This window comes from Polaromonas sp. 39-63-25 (assembly GCF_002278925.1).
In the GTDB taxonomy this organism is placed as follows: Bacteria; Pseudomonadota; Gammaproteobacteria; order Burkholderiales; family Burkholderiaceae_C; genus Polaromonas.
Map to the genome: position 1 here is coordinate 398264 of NZ_NCJH01000006.1, position 17124 is coordinate 415387.

Annotated in this window: 18 protein-coding genes; 3 read left to right on the forward strand and 15 right to left on the reverse strand. The window is 64.2% G+C overall.

What is annotated here, in order from left to right:
• The first annotated feature begins 153 nt into the window (after positions 1 to 153).
• Together B7X65_RS08385 and B7X65_RS08390 are read left to right on the forward strand one after the other, a co-directional pair.
• Entirely contained in the window at positions 154 to 1380 is a 1227-nt protein-coding gene (locus B7X65_RS08385; protein WP_293593831.1) for an ABC transporter substrate-binding protein, read from the forward strand.
• A gap of 201 nt (positions 1381 to 1581) precedes the next feature.
• Complete coding sequence (locus tag B7X65_RS08390; RefSeq protein WP_293593832.1) at positions 1582 to 2739, forward strand: ABC transporter substrate-binding protein; 1158 nt, start codon at positions 1582 to 1584, stop codon at positions 2737 to 2739.
• Between the two features lie 42 nt (positions 2740 to 2781).
• Here B7X65_RS08390 and B7X65_RS08395 read toward each other — a convergent pair whose 3' ends face one another.
• The 8 genes from B7X65_RS08395 to B7X65_RS08430 form a co-directional block, all read right to left on the reverse strand.
• Positions 2782 to 3273, reverse strand: coding sequence for a thioesterase family protein (locus B7X65_RS08395; RefSeq protein WP_293593833.1), 492 nt, complete (start codon positions 3271 to 3273; stop codon positions 2782 to 2784).
• Positions 3270 to 4430 carry an acyl-CoA dehydrogenase family protein gene (locus tag B7X65_RS08400; protein WP_293593834.1) on the reverse strand — a complete coding sequence of 387 codons (1161 nt, stop codon included), beginning with the start codon at positions 4428 to 4430 and terminating at the stop codon, positions 3270 to 3272. The genes B7X65_RS08395 and B7X65_RS08400 overlap by 4 nt, the downstream gene beginning before the upstream one ends.
• Positions 4427 to 6385 (reverse strand): biotin carboxylase N-terminal domain-containing protein, encoded by a 1959-nt coding sequence (locus B7X65_RS08405; RefSeq protein ID WP_293593835.1) that lies wholly within the window; start codon positions 6383 to 6385, stop codon positions 4427 to 4429. Before B7X65_RS08405 ends, B7X65_RS08400 begins: the two co-directional genes overlap by 4 nt.
• A complete protein-coding gene (locus B7X65_RS08410) occupies positions 6382 to 7170 on the reverse strand; it encodes an enoyl-CoA hydratase-related protein (RefSeq protein WP_293593836.1) in 789 nt (262 codons plus the stop codon). The genes B7X65_RS08405 and B7X65_RS08410 overlap by 4 nt, the downstream gene beginning before the upstream one ends.
• Before the next feature lie 14 nt (positions 7171 to 7184).
• On the reverse strand, positions 7185 to 8366 hold the full coding sequence (locus B7X65_RS08415) for an acyl-CoA dehydrogenase family protein (protein WP_293593837.1): 1182 nt from the start codon (positions 8364 to 8366) through the stop codon (positions 7185 to 7187).
• Positions 8367 to 8467: 101 nt separating this feature from the next.
• The gene (locus B7X65_RS08420) at positions 8468 to 10111 is read right to left on the reverse strand and encodes a carboxyl transferase domain-containing protein (RefSeq protein WP_293593838.1); all 1644 of its coding nucleotides are present in this window, start codon (positions 10109 to 10111) and stop codon (positions 8468 to 8470) included.
• A complete protein-coding gene (locus B7X65_RS08425) occupies positions 10108 to 10992 on the reverse strand; it encodes an SDR family oxidoreductase (RefSeq protein ID WP_293593839.1) in 885 nt (294 codons plus the stop codon). The genes B7X65_RS08420 and B7X65_RS08425 overlap by 4 nt, the downstream gene beginning before the upstream one ends.
• Positions 10989 to 11714, reverse strand: coding sequence for a TetR/AcrR family transcriptional regulator (locus B7X65_RS08430; RefSeq protein WP_293593840.1), 726 nt, complete (start codon positions 11712 to 11714; stop codon positions 10989 to 10991). Before B7X65_RS08430 ends, B7X65_RS08425 begins: the two co-directional genes overlap by 4 nt.
• Positions 11715 to 11847: 133 nt before the next feature.
• Here B7X65_RS08430 and B7X65_RS08435 point away from each other — a divergent pair, with 133 nt between their 5' ends.
• The gene (locus B7X65_RS08435; RefSeq protein WP_293593841.1) at positions 11848 to 12453 is read left to right on the forward strand and encodes a hypothetical protein; all 606 of its coding nucleotides are present in this window, start codon (positions 11848 to 11850) and stop codon (positions 12451 to 12453) included.
• Between the two features lie 12 nt (positions 12454 to 12465).
• Here the strand turns inward: B7X65_RS08435 and B7X65_RS08440 are convergent, their stop codons facing one another.
• The 7 genes from B7X65_RS08440 to B7X65_RS08470 form a co-directional block, all read right to left on the reverse strand.
• Positions 12466 to 12660, reverse strand: a complete 195-nt coding sequence (locus tag B7X65_RS08440; RefSeq protein ID WP_293593842.1) for a hypothetical protein — start codon at positions 12658 to 12660, stop codon at positions 12466 to 12468.
• A 213-nt stretch (positions 12661 to 12873) separates the two neighbouring features.
• Positions 12874 to 14181 (reverse strand): RNA polymerase sigma factor, encoded by a 1308-nt coding sequence (locus B7X65_RS08445; protein ID WP_293593843.1) that lies wholly within the window; start codon positions 14179 to 14181, stop codon positions 12874 to 12876.
• A gap of 156 nt (positions 14182 to 14337) precedes the next feature.
• Complete coding sequence (locus B7X65_RS08450) at positions 14338 to 14730, reverse strand: VOC family protein (protein WP_293593844.1); 393 nt, start codon at positions 14728 to 14730, stop codon at positions 14338 to 14340.
• Positions 14731 to 14770: 40 nt separating this feature from the next.
• Positions 14771 to 15310: an SRPBCC family protein gene (locus tag B7X65_RS08455; protein WP_293593845.1), complete on the reverse strand. Its 540-nt coding sequence runs from the start codon at positions 15308 to 15310 to the stop codon at positions 14771 to 14773.
• Positions 15311 to 15320: 10 nt separating this feature from the next.
• Positions 15321 to 15746, reverse strand: a complete 426-nt coding sequence (locus tag B7X65_RS08460; protein WP_293593846.1) for a YciI family protein — start codon at positions 15744 to 15746, stop codon at positions 15321 to 15323.
• A 120-nt stretch (positions 15747 to 15866) separates the two neighbouring features.
• Positions 15867 to 16220 carry a YciI family protein gene (locus tag B7X65_RS08465; protein ID WP_293593847.1) on the reverse strand — a complete coding sequence of 118 codons (354 nt, stop codon included), beginning with the start codon at positions 16218 to 16220 and terminating at the stop codon, positions 15867 to 15869.
• A gap of 3 nt (positions 16221 to 16223) precedes the next feature.
• Positions 16224 to 17063 (reverse strand): NAD(P)-dependent oxidoreductase, encoded by an 840-nt coding sequence (locus B7X65_RS08470; protein ID WP_293593848.1) that lies wholly within the window; start codon positions 17061 to 17063, stop codon positions 16224 to 16226.
• Positions 17064 to 17124 lie beyond the last annotated feature (61 nt).

Genomic DNA, 17124 nt, shown 5'->3' on the forward strand with positions numbered 1-17124 from the left:
CCTGGCGGTGATGGCCTGCTCATGCCCATTTTTTCCGAAAACAGTCCCACCCCCATCCACGGCATCCTGATTTGACTGCTGGCGTCAGGATGCCAGGCGTGCCCGCGCCTGACACGTGCCAGCGATAGACCCACCTATAAACCGGAGACTTCAATGAATTTCAGAACCACAGCAGCACTCGCCCTACTGGCGCTCAGTGCCGGCCACGCCGCAGCCCAGCAGGGCGTCACCAAAACCGAGATCACCCTCGGCTCCATCCAGGACCTGTCCGGCCCGCTGGCCGGCTTCGGCAAGCAGATCCGCATGGGAATGACGCTACGCGTGGAAGAACTCAACGAGCAGGGCGGCGTCAATGGACGCAAGATCAAGCTGCTGGTCGAAGACTCCGGGTACGACCCCAAGAAGGCCATCCTGGCCGCGCAGAAACTGGTCAACCAGGACAAGATTTTCATGATGGTCGGTCACATCGGCACAGCGCAGAATCTGGCCGCCATGCCCGTCCAGTTCGAGAAGAACGTCATCAACTTCTTCCCGATCACCGCGGCGCGCGAGATGTACGAGCCTTTCAACCGCCTCAAGTACGCGTTTGCCGCCACCTACTATGACCAGATCCGCATTGCCACGCCCAAACTGGTGAAGGACCGCAACATCAAGAGTGTCTGCATCATTTACCAGGACGACGATTTCGGCCAGGAAGTGCTGCGCGGCGCCGAAACCGGACTCAAAACCATAGGCATGGCGTTCGCCGAAAAAACCTCCTACAAACGCGGCGCGACCGATTTCTCTTCGCAGGTTGCGAAGATGAAGGCCTCTGGCTGTCAGATGGTGGTGCTCGGCACCATCATTCGCGAAACCATAGGCACGATTGGCGAGTCGCGAAAGACCGGCTTCAATCCCCTCTTTCTCGGCTCCAGCGCCGCCTACACCGACCTGATCCACAAGCTGGGCGGCAAGGCCATGGACGGGCTGTTCACGACCATGACCTCGCAACACCCCTACCTGGACGCGGCTGAACAGCCCGTCCGCTTCTGGGCCAACAAGTACAAGACCAAGTTCAACGATGATCCGACGGTGTTCTCGGTTTATGGTTACGCCGCCGTCGATGCCTTCATTCGTGGCGCCCAGAAAGCCGGCACCGACCTCAGCACTGACAGCTTCATCAAGGCGATGGACACCATGGTGATCCCGCGCGACATGTTCGGCACCGCGGAGGCCAGCTTCAGCCCGACCAAGCGCCTGGGCAACAACTTCTCGCGGCTTTCCCAGTTGCAGGAGGGCCGCTGGAAAGTGGTGTCCGAATACGTGGCATTCAATGGCCTGCGCCCCGTGCTGCAGAAGAACGGAACCTGGAAGATTGGTTCGGATCAGTTCAAGGACTAAACCTGCACCGGCGCCCGGATCAGGAACAACCCTGACAGGGTCGCGCATGTGACAAGGCCGCCTTCGGGCGGCCTTTTTTCTTTTTTGAGGCACGAACCGCAATGGCAGGGGTGCCCCCTAAGTGAATACGCCAGCTTGACAGGCGCGGGCGAAGGTTAAGAATGCCAAGCTGCAAGCACCCTCGTTTTACAGGAGACATCCATGAAATTCAAACCCACCCTGGCACTGGCCGTTCTGGCGCTCAGTACCGGCTACGCCGCAGCCCAGCAGGGCGTGAGCAAGACCGAGATCACCCTGGGTTCGATCCAGGACCTGTCCGGCCCCATCGCGGGGTTTGGCAAGCAGGCGCGCCTGGGCATGCTGCTGCGGGTCGACGAGATCAACGAGCAGGGAGGCATCAACGGCCGCAAGCTCAAGATCATTGTTGAAGACGATGCCTACGACCCCAAAAAATCCGTTCTGGCCGCGCAGAAACTGGTCAACCAGGACAAGATTTTCATGATGGTCGGCCACATCGGCACGGCGCAGAATCTGGCCGCCATGCCGGTCCAGTTCGAAAAGAACGTGATCAATTTTTTCCCGATCACCGCGGCGCGCGAAATGTACGAGCCCTTCCACAAGCTCAAGTATTCCTTTGCGGCTACCTACTATGACCAGGTCCGCAACGCCACGCCCAAGCTGGCCAAGGAAAAAGGCGTCAAGAAGGTCTGCACCATGTACCAGGACGACGAGTTCGGCCTGGAGGTGGTGCGGGGCGCGGAAGCCGGCCTGAAAACCATCGGGATGGAGTTTGCGGAAAAAACCTCGTACAAGCGCGGTGCGACTGATTTCTCGTCACAGGTCGCCAAGATGAAAGCGGCCGGCTGCGAGATGGTGGTGCTGGGCACCATCATCCGTGAAACCATAGGCGCCATTGGTACCTCCCGCAAAACCGGCTTCAACCCGATCTTCCTGGGCTCCAGCGCGTCTTACACCGACCTGATCCACAAGCTGGGCGGCCCGGCCATGAATGGCCTCTATGCCACCATGACGGTCCAGAACCCCTACCTCGATGAAGCTTCGCAGCCCATCCGTTTCTGGGCCAACAAGTACAAGACCAAGTTCAATGAGGACCCCACCGTTTTCTCGGTCTACGGTTACAACATCATCGACACCTTTGCCAAAGCCGCACAGAAAGCCGGAACCAACCTGACGACGGAAAGCTTCATCAAGGTCATGGACACCATGAGCATTCCGCCCGACATGTTCGGCAGCGCACCCGCCAGCTTCTCGCCCACCAAGCGCCTGGGCAGCGATGCTTCGCGCCTGTCGCAAATCACCGACGGAAAATGGAAAGTGGTGTCCGACTACATCAGGTAAGCGGACAGCCTTTCGTCAAAAGCCGCCTTCGGGCGGCTTTTTTCATGACACGATGTAAGCGCCAGCGCCGGTGGACAGCAGCTTGCCGTCCGCGCCGAGAAACTCCATGCGGGTGGACGCGACGCGTGAACCCAGGCGCATGACCTCGGCGCGCAGTTCAAAAAACTCGCCGATGGCCGGACGCAGGTAGTCCACGCGCAGGTCAATGGTGCCCAGCTTCGAGAAGCGGTGCATGCGCTGGGCCGGGGTTTCATCCATGTGGCGTGCACCGATCGCAGCCATGATGGCCAGCCCCGCCATCGCATCGAGCCCCGCGCTCACGACCCCGCCATGGATGCGGTTGTAGGCATAGTGGCCCACCAGCGAAGGCTGCATGTCGATGCGGCCAACAACGCCTTCGGGACGAACCGACACCACCTTCAGGCCCAGGGCCTGGTTGAATACAATTTTTTCTTCAAAAAGTGTTTTCAGGGCAGCGATGAACTCGGGCTCGAATTCGACGGTGCCGGCGGGCGGTGTGGTGTTTCTGGTCATAGGCCCAATTGTCGTGCAGCGAGGTCCTTCATGATCTCCTCGGCGCCGCCGCCAATCATCATGACCTTGACCTCACGGTAGATGCGTTCGCTTTTGGTGCCGCGCATGAAGCCCATGCCGCCCAGGATCTGCACCGCCTGGTCGGCGCAGAACTGCATGGTCTGCGTCGCGTGGTTCTTCAGCATGCAGACATGGGCGACCCAGTCGGGGCCCTGGTCGCCGGCATCGGCACGGTCGGCCACCGCATCGACCCAGGCCTGGGTGGAGGCGATGCGCATCTGCATGTCCACCAGCTTGTGGCGAATGACCTGCTTGTCGACCAGCGTGCTGCCGAAAGTCTTGCGCTGGCGCGCCCAGTCCAGGGCCTCGTCGTAACAGGCCTGGGCAAAACCCAGGGCCGCGGCCGACATGGCCAAACGCTCGCCGTTGAAGTTGCCCATGATGATCCTGAACCCGCCCCCTTCTTCGCCCAGCAAATGGCTGGCCGGCACCCGCACGCCGTCAAAACGCAGCTGCGCGGTGTCCGAGCACCACCAGCCCATTTTTTCCAGCCGGGTGCGCGACAGGCCTGGGCTGTCGCCGGGCACGAGGATCATCGAGATGCCTCCTGCCCCTTTGCTGCCGGGCTCACCGGTGCGCACCGCTACCGTGATGAAGTCCGCGCGCATGCCGGAGGTGATGAATACTTTCTCGCCGTCGATCACATAGTCGGCGCCGTCACGGCGCGCCGTCGTGCGCAAGGCCGCCACATCCGAGCCGCCGCCCGGTTCGGTAATCGCCAGTGCTGCAATTTTTTCGCCGCGCAGCACCGGCGGAATCACCGCCTGCTGCAAGGCCGCCGAGCCATGGGCCAAGACCGGTGGCAAACCGATGTTGTGCGAAAACAGGCTGGCCAGCACACCGCCGCTGCCGCCATGACGGCACAGCGCCAGCGTCATCGCGTTGCGCAGCCGCCAGGACGCCGGGCTGCCGCCCAGGGCCTCGGGGTACCCCAGCGCCAGCAGGCCCAGCCCGGCCGCCTGGTGGTAAAGGGCACGCGGAAACTCGCCGGCGTCATCCCACTGGCTGACATGCGGCGCGATGTCGTTCTGCGCGAAACGCCGGACCGACGCGGTGATGTCGGCCAGCATGTCGAGATCGGTGGAGTCAGGGTTCATGCTTCAAACCTCAACAAGACCTGGCCGGGCGCCGTCTGCTGGCCGGGCTCCACGGCCATGGCCGCCACCACCGCATCGCGCGTCGCACACACCGCATGTTCGAGTTTCATCGACTCGATCACCAGCAAGGTGTCGCCGCGTTTCACCGATTCGCCAGCGCTCACCTTGACCGCGATCACCTTGCCATTGAAGGGCGCCCGGAGTTCCATGGCCTGGCTGCTGGAGGCGACTCCGGCCGCAGGCTCAAAACTCGCGTCCTTGAGCCAGACATCGACCGCACCGACCTGCACATGCCAGCGCCCGCCGGCCACCCGACAGGCCTGCACCGTGCGGCTCAGGCCGTCCACCGTGACCCGCATCCGGCCGTCGCTGCCACGCACACAGGCGGCCGTGTGCCGGTGCGCGCCTGACGAAACTTCCAGCCAGCCCGCGCCGGTTTCCGTCACGGTGATGGCCAGCACCTGTTCGCCGTGCAGCACGCGCAGGGCTTGGCCGAACGGACAGGGCAAGGACTGCGCAGCGCCGGCGCCGCCCTGGAAGTGCAGCCCCAGGACGGCGGGCAACAACACCTGCGTTTGCTGGTCCTGCAAGGTCTGGCGGATGCCGTCACCATGTTCGGCCAGAAAGGGAATCAGCGCCTGGCCGGCGCGGAACACCGGGTGCGCCAGGCACGCCGCCAGAAAAGCGCGGTTGGTCGGCAGCCCCAGCACCTGCGTGCCGGCCAGCGCGGCCACCTGGCCGTCCATGGCCTGCGCCCGCGTGGCTCCATGCACGATCAGCTTGCCGAGCATGGAGTCGTAAAACGGCGTGACCTCGCCGCCAGCCTGCAGCGCATGGTCAAACCGCGCGTGCGCCGGCTCACTGAAGTGTTGCACCCGCCCGGCATGCGGCGAAAAATCATCGTCCTCGGCACACAGGCGCACCTCGATGGCGTGACCGCGGAAAACCACGTCGTCCTGGCACAGCGGCAAAACCTCGCCCTGCGCGATGCGCAACTGCCACTCGACCAGATCCAGGCCGGTGACCGCCTCGGTGACCGGGTGCTCCACCTGCAGCCGGGTGTTCATCTCCATGAGGAAAAAATCACCGTTCTCGTCGAGCAGAAACTCCACCGTGCCGGCGCCCACGTAGCCGGCCGCCTGCGCCAGCGCCACCGCACACGCACCCATGCGCTCACGCAGCTCAGCGTTCACTGCCGGGCTCGGCGACTCCTCAATCAGTTTCTGGTGACGCCGCTGCACCGAACAGTCACGCTCGCCCAGGTGAATGCAGTGGCCATGTGCATCGGCAAACACCTGCACCTCGACATGGCGCGGGCGCAGGAGCGCGCGTTCGAGCAGCAACTCGTCGCTGCCAAAAGATGACAGGGCTTCGGAGCGCGCGCTGTGCAGGGCCGCCTGCAGCAGGGACGGCTCCAGCACCAGGCGCATGCCGCGGCCGCCGCCTCCTGCTGCGGCCTTCACCATCAGCGGGTAACCCAGTTTGTCCGCCTCGGCCGTCAAGCAGGTGTCGGACTGGTCCGGGCCCTGGTAACCGCTCAGGCAGGGCACGTTTTGCTGCAGCGCCAGATTCTTGGCACTGCTCTTGTTGCCCAGCGCGCGAATCGCCGCCGGTGGTGGCCCGACCCAGGTCAGGCCGGCGTCGAGCACAGCTTGGGCAAACTCCGCGTTTTCGCTCAGGAAACCATAGCCGGGATGCACCGCATCCGCGCCGGCCGCCTTGGCGGCAGCCAACAACTTGTCGATGCGCAAATAGGAATCGGCTGAGAGCGTGCCGCCCAGCGCCACCGCACTGCCCGCTTCCTGCACGTGCAGGGCCTGCGCGTCGACATCGGAATACACGGCCACGGTGGCCATGCCCATGCGGTGCGCGGTGCGCATGATGCGGCGGGCGATCTCGCCGCGGTTGGCGATCAGCAGGCGGCTGATGTTGATGGTCGGGGTTGTGGTGCTCATGCCGCCCACCCGGGCTTGCGTTTTTCGGCAAAGGCCGCGAGGCCTTCGGCGGCCTCGGGACTGCGCAGGTTTGCTGCAAATTTGATAGCAGCTTGCGCAGACAGGTCATGGGCTGGAGCCTGATTCAGCATGTAAAGCAAAGCCTTGGTGTGGGCCACGGCGCCCGGGGCCGCCCGGCGCAGCGCGCTGATGCGCCGCGCCACGGCGGCCGGCAGATCGTCGGCAACCTCGTCCACAAGACCTTGTGCCAGGGCTTGCTGAGCGACCAGTTTTTCTCCGGACAGCATCAGCTGCCGTGCCAGCCTGTCACCCAGACGCCTGTGTACAAAAGGCGCAATCTGCGCAGGCACCACACCCAGCGTGACCTCGGGCGTGGCAAACACGGCGCTCGGACTGGCCAGCGCGAAGTCGCCGCAACACAGCAGCCCCAGCCCGCCACCCATGGCCGGCCCGTCTGCGGCCACAAGGAGGATCTGCGGCAGGGCGCACAGCTTGCCAAGCAGGTGGCCAAAACCTGCGTTCATGGCAATCAGCGGATCGGTTTGGCCGAGCGGTAAGGCCTGCCCTATCGACTTTGCAAAGCCACCCAGACTGCCGCCTGCACAAAATGCACCGCCGCTCCCCTGCAACACGACAAAACGCAAGGCCCTGTCCTGCGCGGCGCGTGCGCAGGCTTGTGCCAGCGCCGCCACCACCTCGTCGGTCAGTGCGTTGCGCGTGGCCGGATCGTGCAGGGTCCAGTGTTCGACCTCACCGGAGCGGGTGATCTGCAGCTTGTCGCTCATGGCCGTGCTCATCCTCAGGCAGCGGGTTTCTTGCTGCTTTTGGACAGGCCCATGTACTTGGCGATGATGCCCATCATGACTTCGTCGGCACCGCCGCCTATCGAGGCCAGCCGGCCATCGCGGAACATGCGGGCCACCTTGTTTTCCCAGGTGAAACCCATGCCGCCCCAGAACTGCAGACAGGTGTCGGGCACCAGGCGGTTCAGCCGCCCGGCCTTGAGCTTGGCCATGGAGGCCAGCTCGGTCACGTCCTGGCCCTGCACATAGAGTTCGCAGGCGCGGTAGGTCATGGCGCGCAGGCTCTCGACCTCGGTTTTCATCTCGGCCAGCTTGAACTGCACCCATTGCTGGTCGGCCAGCGTGGCGCCGAACAGCTTGCGTTCGTGGGCCCACTCCACCGTCCAGTCAATGCAATTGGTGAGCGACTGGATGCAGCTGGCCGCGCACCAGAGCCGCTCTTCCTGGAACTGCATCATCTGGTACATGAAGCCCGAGCCTTCCGCGCCTATCAGGTAGCGCTGCGGCACACGCACCTCGTCGAAATAAATCAGGCCGGTGTCGCTGGCATTCATGCCGATTTTCTTGATCTTCTTGCCGACCTCAATGCCCTTGCGCAACTTGCCCTTCTCGCGCATGGGCACCATGACCAGGCTTTTGTTCTTGTGCTGCGGTCCGTCGCCGGTGTTGACCAGCATGCACATCCAGTCGGCCTGCAGGCTGTTGGTGATCCACATCTTCTGGCCGCTGATCACATAGTCGCCACCGTCCTTGCGCGCATGGCTTTTGATGGACGCCACGTCACTGCCGGCGCCCGGCTCGCTCACGCCTATACAACCAACCGCTTCGCCCGCAATCGCCGGGGCGAGGAATTCGCGCTTGAGCTCGTCGCTGCCGAAACGCGCCAGCGCCGGCGTGCACATGTCGGTCTGCACGCCGATGGCCATGGGGATGCCGCCGCAATCGATGTGGCCCAGCGCCTCGGCCATGGCGACGCCGTAGGAGTAGTCGAGTCCTGCGCCGCCGTATTCCTCGGGCTTGGTCAGACCGAGCAGGCCCAGCTTGCCGAGTTTCCTGAACACCTCATGGGCCGGGAAAATTTCGGCAGCCTCCCATTCGTCCACATGCGGGTTGATCTCGGCGTCGATAAAACGTTTGAGGGTTTTCTGGATTTCGAGGTGCTCGTGGGTGTATTGCATTTTTGTCTCCTTTTATGGGTCGTCATCCCGGACCTGATCCGGGATCCATGACGGTGCGCCCGCATGGATTGCGGGTCGAGCCCGCAATGACAAGCGGGGTTTTACATTCGCGCGACTCCAAACTGCATGGGCTGCAGTTGCCGGGTGTCGGCCTCGGCACACATCGCCAGGCACTGCGCCAGCACCGCCCGGGTATCGCGCGGGTCAATCACACCGTCGTCGAGCAGCAGGCCCGAGGTGTAGAAGGCATCGGCCTGCGCCTCGAACACGGCGACGATCTTGTCGAACTGGGCCTGCGACTGCGCCGCATCGACTGGGATGCCTTTACGCACCATCGCGGCCTCCGTCACGATCTGCATGGTGCGCGCTGCCTGCTCGCCGCCCATGACCGCGGTTTTGGCACTCGGCCAGCTGAACAGGAAGCGCGGCGCATAACCGCGACCGCACATGCCGTAGTTGCCGGCACCAAACGAGGCGCCGCACTGGATGGTGATCTGCGGCACCGTGGCGTTGGTGACCGCCTGGATCATCTTGGAGCCGTGTTTGATCATGCCGCCCTGCTCGGCGTCCTTGCCGACCATGTAGCCGGTGGTGTTCTGCAGGTAGACGATGGGATGGCCGAGCTGGCACATCAGCTGGATGAAATGGGTGGCCTTGTTGGCGCCTGCCACATCGATGGGGCCGTTGTTGCTGATGATGCCCACCGCGTGGCCGCCGATCGCCGCCTGCACACACACCGTGGCGGCGCCGTACAAGGCCTTGAAGGGCAGAAAGTCCGAGCCATCGACCAGCCGGGCCATCACTTCATGCATGTCCACCGGCTGGCGCAGATCGCCGGCCATCAGCCCGAGCAGCTCATCGGCCGGGAACAAAGGCTCTCTTGCTACTGAATCCATAGCTGCTTGCGCACGTCCTGCCTGGGCTGGAGGTCGATTTGACCATGCAGTCCGGGCCACGACCTGGCGCGCCAGGCCCAGCGCCTGGCGGTCATCCTCGGCCAGCTGTTCACCGAGGCCCGACACGCCGGTGTGCATCTCGGCGCCGCCCAGTTCCTCTTCGGTGGCGACCTCGCCGGTGGCGGCCATCAGCAGGGGCGGTCCGGCCAGAAAGGCGCGCGAGCGGTTGCGCACCATGATCACCACATCACTGAGCCCCGGCATGTAGGCCCCGCCCGCCGTGCCGGAGCCGTGCTGCACGGTGACGACCGGAATACCCGCCGCCGACAGGCGCGCGAGGTTGCGGAACAGGGAGCCGCCGTGGACAAACCCCTCGACGCGGTAACGCATCAGGTTGGCGCCGGCGCTCTCCACCAGGTGAATGAAGGGCAGCTTGTTCTGCAGCGCGATCTCCTGCACGCGCAGGATTTTCTCCAGCCCCATGGCCTGGATCGCGCCGGCCTCGATGCCCGAGTCGCTGGCCACCACCATGCAGCGCGCGCCCTCGATGAACCCGATGCCCGCCACGATGCCGCCTCCGGGCACGGACAGCACCGGGTCCTTGTGGTCCTGCATGAACCCCGCCAGCGAACACAACGGCAAGTACGGCGCGCCCGGGTCCAGCAGCAGCGCCACCCGTTCACGCGGCAACAGCTGGCCGCGCTTGTCGAACACCGGTTTCGATTTGGCCGAAGCCTGTGCGGCACGGGCTTCCAGCGCACGCAGCGCCGCGATGCGTGCGAGCATGGCGTCGCGCCGCCGCAAGGCCACGCTGCCCTGCGCGTTCCAGGCCGACTGGAAAACAGTCATGACTGGAACACCTTCGGGGTGGTGGCCAGATGAAAACCGTCAAAAGGTTTCACGGCATCGCGCTGCTGCGCCTGGTCATCTGGCAGGCGCATGGGCCAGCCCATGCGCACCTGTGGCCGCGCGCCATCCACCCGCAACACGGTGCCGCTGATGAAACTGGCCGCCGGGCTCAGCAAAAACACAATGGCGGCCGAGGTTTCCGCCTCGGTGCCGAAGCGGCCCAGCGGCACGGTGGTGCGCATCTCGCGCAGCATCTCCCCGGCCTCAGGCGGATAGTGGTCCATGCCGCTCGATGCGATGTAACCCGGCGCCACCGCATTGACCCGCACGCCGCTGTGCGCCCATTCGGCCGCAGCGGTTTCGGTGAAGCTGACCATGCCGGCCCGCGCCGCACCGCTGTGGCCCATGGACGGCATGGAGCCCCAGATGTCGGCCACGATGTTGACGATGCTGCCGCCGTGCTCCGCCATGGACTGCAGATAACACTCGCGCGCCATCAGAAAGCCGCCCGTCAGGTTGGTGTTGATGACCGCTTCCCAGCCCTTGGCGCTGATGCTCTCCAGCGGCGCGATGTACTGCCCGCCCGCGTTGTTGACCAGCGCGTCGATGCGGCCCTGCGCGATCACAATCGCCGCGACCGTCGTCTGCACGGCGGCTTCCTGGCGGATGTCGCAGGGGTGAAAGCTGGCGCGGCCGCCGGCGGCCACAATCTCGCCGGCCACCTCGTACAGCTTCTCGAGCTTGCGGCCGATCAGCACGACATGCGCGCCCAGGGCCGCCAGCTCATGCGCCGTGCAGCGGCCTATGCCGGAGCCGCCACCGGTGACCACCACCACCTTGCCGGCAAACAGGCCGGCGCTGAAGACGGAACGGTAAGTCATGCTCGGGCTTTCCTTGTAGCGGGCGTCCGGTTGTCGCCGATGAACAGTGCCATGGCCGCGTCGGCCAGTTCATCGAGCGACGCCCCTTTTTTTGCGTCAAACCACTGCGCCGACCAGTTCAGCGCACCAAAAATCAGCAGCCGCGCCAGCTTCACCGGGGCCTGCAGCCGGCCCTGGTCGCTCAGGGCCTGCAGCACCGGCGCCCAGACCGACTCGTAGTCGCCCTGCAGCCTGGCCAGCGAGGCACGTTGCCTGGCCGTGATCGAACGCGACTCGTACAGCATCACGGGAATGAAATCGCTGCCGGGGCCCAGCAGCACGTCGAAATGATTGCGGATCAACACGTGCAGCAAAGCCGCCGCGTCGGGTGCAGACGGCGCCGCCGCCTCCAGCGCCGCTGCCTGCCGGGCCATGGCCGAACGCATGCCCTCCTCCATCACCGCATAAAGCAGCGCGCCCTTGCTTTTGAAATGGTAGAAAGGCGAGCCGCTGTGCATGCCAACGGCTGCCGCGATATCACGCGTGCTGGTGCCGTCAAAGCCCTTGCGGCGAAACAGCCGCGCGGCGGTGTTGACCAGTTCCACCCGCCGGTTGCCGTCGTCGCGTTCGCCGGGCGTCTTGCGCGGCCGGCCACGCGGCCGCTTTTCAGCGGCGGCTACAACCGCTGCTGGCAGGGCCAAGACCCGGCCGGCAGGGCGGGTGCGCACAGGTGTTTTGTCCATGGAAACAGACCATAACAAAAGCCGTTATTTTTAGCAAGCGCTTGCTTTGTAAAAATAGACACTGGCTGCGGTCCGACCCCGCAACCCCAGCTGACTACACTGGGGACCTCCCCAAAACAAAACTGAAGCATTGATGGACATTTTCTTTCTGGCGCTGATCGTCGCCGCCGGCGCTTATGCGCTCAAATCGGGCTACGAACGCAAGCGCATCGCCTTGCTGGGCAGCCATCTCGGCCAGTACCAGATCGAAAAACTCATGGAAAGCCTGACCGAAGGCTACATGCGTGCACTTCGCGAGGACGATCCGGAGCGCCGCGCAAGCATCTGGAACCTGTTGACGAGCACCGAAACCAGGCTGTGCGAGCAGTTCAACAACTTCGTGGCCGGGTTCTCCCGGGTGGAAGGCGCCGCGACACGCGTGAGCAAGCTCTCCCTGGCCTTCCCTTACGCCGACAAGCTCTTTCCGGCTGCGACCTTCGACTTGCGCCAGGTCCTGCTGGTGCATGCCGAGGGCATCACGCGCGCCGCGAAAAACACGTCCGGACAATCGCCCAAAAACAAGGCCTTCACCCTGTCCGCCGAGGTTTTCCTGATGCAGCACAGCTGCCACTGGTTCTGCAAGTCCAAGGCCGTCGCCTCTGCCCGGCTGCTGGTCCGACACAAGACGTCTTATGAGCAGGTGCTGGCGTCCGTCGCACCAGAAACGCGCCGGGCCTACCTCGCGCTGCTCGACGCCTGAGTCATGCCGCGCTCAGAGCAAACCCCGTTGTTCGGCCACCCGGATGTGCGCCATCAGCGCCTCTACATCGTCCGCGTTGTTGAGCGGCCGGGCCAGATGTTCCAGCAGGTGCCTGGGCAGGCGCAGTGGGGGCGCAGGGATGCGCAGCGTCTGTGGTTTGCGCCCTTCAGGCATGGCATTGAAACCCGCGATCGATAACTTGGTCATGGCGGCCACCCTTCCGTGGTGATGCAATGACTCGATACTGCGTGCGCAGGCAGCCGCCGCAAGTAGCTTGCGGCGCTGTTGTCCGGTAGGCGGGTGGGCCGGGGCCTGTCAGCCCGCCCGATCAGCTTGTAGGCTGGCGCCTACCCCTGGCGGAGGTGTCGACGGAACCCGCTGGCCGGCAGGACTTTCCAAGCACACAACCGTGTCCGAGGTCTATCCGGCAGCACCAGGCGAACAGCTGCCGTCCAGTTGATGCGCACGCTCGAGCAGCAATTCGCGCTCACGCAGATTGCCCGCCAGCGCCGCGGCGCGTTCAAACTCATGGCGCGCCTCGTCGTTGCGCCCCAGCCTGGCGAGCAGGTCGCCGCGCACGCTGGGCAGCCACTGGTAGTTCTGCAGGGCCTTGTCGCCGCGCAGCACATCGATGATGGCCAGCCCGGCTGCCGGTCCGAAGGCCATGCTCACCGCAACGGCGCGGTTCAGTTCCACCACCGGCGATGGTGCGGTTTGGGCCAGCGCGTCGTACAGGGCGGCAATACGCACCCAGTCGGTCTCTGCTGAAGTCGGCGCGCGCGCATGACAGGCGGCGATGGCCGCCTGCAGCGCATAGGGTCCCAGGGCGCGGGCCGACGACTCGGCCAGCGCCAGCGCCATGTCGAGAGCGGCCAGCCCCCTGCGGATCAGGAGATGGTCCCAGCGCGCCCGGTTCTGGTCGGCCAGCAGTATCGGCCGGCCGGCGGCATCCACCCGGGCGGCCATGCGCGAGGCCTGCAACTCCATCAGGGCCAGCAAACCCTGCACCTCGGACTCGTCCGTTGCCAGGCCGGCCAGCATGCGGCCCAGGCGCAGCGCCTCGTCGGTCAGCGCAGGCCGCATCCAGTGATCACCGGCGGTGGCGGTGTAACCCTCGTTGAACAGCAGGTAGACCACCTCCAGCACCGAGGCCAGGCGTGCGCCCAGTTCATCGCCGCGCGGAACTTCGAAAGGCACGCGCGCCTCGGCCAGGGTGCGCTTGGCACGCACGATGCGCTGGGCCATCGTAGGCTCGGGTACCAGGAAAGCGCGGGCGATTTCATGGGTGGTCAGGCCGCCCAGCAGCTTGAGCGTCAGCGCCAGCCGTGCCTCGGTGGAAAGCACCGGGTGGCAGGCGGTGAACATCAAACGCAGCAGGTCGTCGCCGATCTCGTCCTGCCGGGCCTCGTCGAGCGCGTCCACGAAATCCGGCACGACCAGCGCTTCCTGCGCCTCCAGCTCATGGCCGATCTGCGCCAACTTTTCGCCCTGCATCTTCCGGTGCCGCAGGTGGTCCAGCGCACGGTTTTTGGCCACCCGCATCAGCCAGGCGCCGGGATTGTCCGGCACACCCTTGCCGGGCCAGCTTTCCAGCGCGGCAACCAGCGCGTCCTGCGCCAGTTCCTCGGCCAGCCCGATCTCGCGCACCAAACGCGCCACCGAGGCCACGATTTTCGCGGACTCGATGCGCCAGACGGCAGAAATCGCCTCATGGGTGGAGGAATGCATGTATCAATGGTAGTAGCGGCAGAGCAGATGCTCAGGTGGAGCGCAAGCCTGGTATTCAATCAAGCAGGGGGCCGCGGGTCCGGCTTTGCCGGCCCGCAGGCGCAGCGGCCCCCTCGGGGGGGCAGGGAGCTACACGCAGTGAGCGACCGTGGGGGCTCAATTAGACATCCAGAACACCTCCCAGACGTGGCCGTCCAGGTCGGTGAAACCATGGCTGTACATGAAGCCATGGTCCTGCGACGGATTGGGCGCGGTGCCGCCGGCGGCCAGCGCCTTGCTCACCATCTCGTCCACCTCGGCGCGGCTCCCGCACGACAGCGCGACCAGCACCTCGGTGGTCTTCGTGGCATCGGCGACCGGCTTCTTGGTGAAGCCCTGAAAGAAGGGCTCGACCAGCAACATCACGTAGTTGTGGTCCTCGCTGATCACCATGCAGGCGCCCTGCTCGTTGGTGAACTGCGGGTTGAAGGAAAAGCCCAGGCTTTTGAAGAAGGCCTGGCTCCTTTCCATGTTCTTGATGGGCAAGTTGACGAAAATCTGGCGTGACATGGTTGCTCCTTTGAAGATGGTTTCAATAAGGCGGCGGCTCTCAGGCTTTTTCTGCTTTGGCCTTGAGGTTGGCAAGGCCGGCTTCGAAGTCGGCACCGATCATCTTGTCCATGTTGAAAATCACACCCATGAATCTGGAGACAAAAGGTGCGGGGCCTTCCATGGCCCAGGTGACCTGTGTGGTCTGACCTCCGGGTGTCAGCGAAAAGGTGATCAGGTTGTTGGTCTTGAAGGGTGCGGTCATGTCGAGCCGCATCTGTACCTGCGAAGGCGCCATGGCCCGCACGATTTCAAAGCTGCCGCTGCCTGACTTTTTGCTTTCGAAGTCGTAGTGGGCGCCGGGCCCGATGAACGGGCCGCTGTAGCTGCCTTTCATCTCCGGGGCTTTCAGCGCATACGGGTTCCAGGTATTGAAGGCCCGGACGTCGTTGACCAGCGGGAAGATTTTTTCTGCCGGCGCAGCGATGCTGGTGCTGCGAGACACACGGAAAGTGTCGGGTCGTTGCAAAGCTATGACCGCGACGACAGCGATGGCCAGCACGACCAGCCCCAGCAGGATGAGCAAGGTGGTTTTGATCATGGCGCGCTCCTTACTTCTGGCTGGGCGTGTTCATCTCGCGGAAACGCTCGACCTGCTCGCTGGGCTCGAAGTCGTCCAGTTCATACAGCTGGCGAACCTCGATCACGGCCGGCGCGTTTTCGCCGGCAGGATTGGGAAAACGGCGCGACCACTCCAGCGCCTCCTCGCGGCTGCGCACCTGGATGGTGGTGAAGCCGGCGATCAGTTCCTTGGCTTCCGCGAAAGGACCGTCAATCACGGTGCGCTTCTGGCCGTCGTAATGGATGCGCCAGCCCTTGCGGCTGGGCTGCAGCCCACTGGCATCGAGCAGCACGCCGGCTTGGGCCAACTCCTCGTGGAAGTCGGCCATGGCAGCCATCAGTTTTTCGTCGGGGGTCTGCGGGGTGGTCTCGGCCTCGAACTCGGGCGTCGACTTCACAATGATCATGAATCGCATGGGGGTACTCCTTGTGGACGGCAGCCAGAATCCCTGGCCTCCTGTTGACACGACGAAGCAGCCGATGCGAAATCGACAAGCCAGAACCAGGTAAAAACCCTTACCTGCTGCTGCCGGGGCTCAGAGGAAGCAAGGGCCGGTGGCGCGAACCTCCAGCGTGGCCCATTCAGCGGCGGGGCAGCGGGCGGCAATCGCCAGGGCTTGCTCCCGGGTTGCGCAGTTCACCAGAAAGAAGCCGCCCACCATTTCCTTGGCTTCGGCAAACGGTCCATCCAGCACCTGCGGCTTGCCGGCACTCACACGCACGCGGGCGGCGTTGTCCTGCGAGCCCAGCGACTCCACGCCCAGCAACACACCTTCTGATTTCAGCTCGTCGGCAAACTTGAGCATGCGCCCGTACACCGCCTCGCCTTCCGCCTGGCTGCGGGTCAGGCGCTGGCCGACGGGTTCGTGGATGAGAAGCATGTAGGGCATGGTTCAGTCCACGAAAAAATCAGGGATGAAATTCTTTGTGCCCGGCGTTACCGAATACTTCTCAAGGTCCGTCACGCCATGCGCGGCCAGCAATTCGTCGTCAATATAAAAGTTGCCGGTTTGCATGCCCGTGCTGGTGAGGATCAGATGGGCCGCATCGGAAAGGATCTCCGGCTTGCGGCACAGCTTCAGGTCCACACCGGGAATCATCTGAAGGGCGGCCGTGGCAATCGCGGTGCGCGGCCACAGGCTGTTGACGGCAATGCCGTATTTCCTGAATTCCCCGGAATGTCCCAGGGTGCACATGCTCATGCCGTACTTGGCCATGGTGTAGGCCGTGTGGTTCTCGAACCAGTGTTGCTTCATGCTCAGCGGCGGCGACATGGTGAGTACCTGCGGCTTGCGCCCGGCCAGCGCGGATTTCTTCAACTCCGCCAGACAAGCCTGGGTGCACAGGTAGGTGCCGCGCGCATTGATGCCGTTCATCAGGTCATAACGCTTCATCGGCGTGTGTTCGGTGCCGGTCAGGCTGATGGCGCTGGCGTTGTTGACCAGGATGTCGATGCCGCCGAAAGCCTCGACCGCCTTGGCCACTGCGGCCGCCACGGCCTCTTCGTCACGGATATCCACCGCCAGCGGCAGCGCCTGCCCGCCCGCAGCTTTCACCGCTTCGGCCGCGCTGTAAATCGTGCCCGGCAGCTTGGGGTTGGGGTCGGTGGTTTTGGCCAGGATCACGATGTTGGCGCCGTCGGCCGCGGCACGGGTGGCGATCGCCAGGCCGATGCCACGCGAGGCGCCGGTGATGAACAGGGTTTTGCCTTTGAGACCGGGAACTGAACTCATGATGCCTCCTGAGTGCTACACAATTTATAGCTGCCTGCGCTTGCTGGATAAGGGATCAAGC

Bases quoted from the DNA above. Each gene is read 5' to 3' on its own strand.
- B7X65_RS08385 (WP_293593831.1), top strand. From the start codon at position 154: ATGAATTTCAGAACCACAGCAGCACTCGCCCTACTGGCGCTCAGTGCC.
- B7X65_RS08390 (WP_293593832.1), top strand. From the start codon at position 1,582: ATGAAATTCAAACCCACCCTGGCACTGGCCGTTCTGGCGCTCAGTACC.
- B7X65_RS08395 (WP_293593833.1), bottom strand. From the start codon at position 3,273: ATGACCAGAAACACCACACCGCCCGCCGGCACCGTCGAATTCGAGCCC.
- B7X65_RS08400 (WP_293593834.1), bottom strand. From the start codon at position 4,430: ATGAACCCTGACTCCACCGATCTCGACATGCTGGCCGACATCACCGCG.
- B7X65_RS08405 (WP_293593835.1), bottom strand. From the start codon at position 6,385: ATGAGCACCACAACCCCGACCATCAACATCAGCCGCCTGCTGATCGCC.
- B7X65_RS08410 (WP_293593836.1), bottom strand. From the start codon at position 7,170: ATGAGCGACAAGCTGCAGATCACCCGCTCCGGTGAGGTCGAACACTGG.
- B7X65_RS08415 (WP_293593837.1), bottom strand. From the start codon at position 8,366: ATGCAATACACCCACGAGCACCTCGAAATCCAGAAAACCCTCAAACGT.
- B7X65_RS08420 (WP_293593838.1), bottom strand. From the start codon at position 10,111: ATGACTGTTTTCCAGTCGGCCTGGAACGCGCAGGGCAGCGTGGCCTTG.
- B7X65_RS08425 (WP_293593839.1), bottom strand. From the start codon at position 10,992: ATGACTTACCGTTCCGTCTTCAGCGCCGGCCTGTTTGCCGGCAAGGTG.
- B7X65_RS08430 (WP_293593840.1), bottom strand. From the start codon at position 11,714: ATGGACAAAACACCTGTGCGCACCCGCCCTGCCGGCCGGGTCTTGGCC.
- B7X65_RS08435 (WP_293593841.1), top strand. From the start codon at position 11,848: ATGGACATTTTCTTTCTGGCGCTGATCGTCGCCGCCGGCGCTTATGCG.
- B7X65_RS08440 (WP_293593842.1), bottom strand. From the start codon at position 12,660: ATGACCAAGTTATCGATCGCGGGTTTCAATGCCATGCCTGAAGGGCGC.
- B7X65_RS08445 (WP_293593843.1), bottom strand. From the start codon at position 14,181: ATGCATTCCTCCACCCATGAGGCGATTTCTGCCGTCTGGCGCATCGAG.
- B7X65_RS08450 (WP_293593844.1), bottom strand. From the start codon at position 14,730: ATGTCACGCCAGATTTTCGTCAACTTGCCCATCAAGAACATGGAAAGG.
- B7X65_RS08455 (WP_293593845.1), bottom strand. From the start codon at position 15,310: ATGATCAAAACCACCTTGCTCATCCTGCTGGGGCTGGTCGTGCTGGCC.
- B7X65_RS08460 (WP_293593846.1), bottom strand. From the start codon at position 15,746: ATGCGATTCATGATCATTGTGAAGTCGACGCCCGAGTTCGAGGCCGAG.
- B7X65_RS08465 (WP_293593847.1), bottom strand. From the start codon at position 16,220: ATGCCCTACATGCTTCTCATCCACGAACCCGTCGGCCAGCGCCTGACC.
- B7X65_RS08470 (WP_293593848.1), bottom strand. From the start codon at position 17,063: ATGAGTTCAGTTCCCGGTCTCAAAGGCAAAACCCTGTTCATCACCGGC.